Raw genomic sequence first — 438 nt, 5'->3', positions numbered from 1 at the left:
CTGTTACTACCACTTTAAACGGCAGTGTACACTATGTGAGCCCTGCAGCGGGTGCGCTGACCCCCACAGCAAGCGGCAATACGCTAACCTATTCTATAGCCGATCTAAATACGCTGCAAGTAGGCGACTTGGACATCATACTACGCACTGATAGCAATGCGCTCTCTGGTTCGCAAGTATGTGTCACTACAACTATCACACCATCAGTACCGGATGTGAATGCTGCAAATAATACGCTGACGCAATGCTATACCGTGCGAAATTCGTTTGACCCTAATATCAAAGAGGTATATCCTACTACGATCAGTCCCAATCAGAGCGAGTGGCTGACCTATACGGTACACTTTCAAAATACGGGAAATGATACGGCCTATCTGGTGGTACTCAAAGATACCCTTAGTCAAGATCTAATGCCGGAGACCTTTCAGTATCTGGCAT

Annotated in this window: 1 protein-coding gene; it reads left to right on the top strand. The window is 46.8% G+C overall.

Annotated elements, in window-relative coordinates; translation table 11 throughout:
• Positions 1-35: 35 nt before the first annotated feature.
• Positions 36-438, top strand: a 403-nt coding sequence (locus tag B7P34_RS37020; RefSeq protein ID WP_223268635.1) for a DUF7619 domain-containing protein, incomplete at its 3' end; no start/stop codon positions are given.

Origin of the sequence: Streptosporangium nondiastaticum, from assembly GCF_003011965.1 — a bacterium.
Lineage (GTDB): Bacteria > Actinomycetota > Actinomycetes > Streptomycetales > Streptomycetaceae > Streptomyces > Streptomyces nondiastaticus.
Note: the sequence above shows the minus strand (reverse complement) of the source record. Positions and strands in the feature narration are given on the sequence as shown.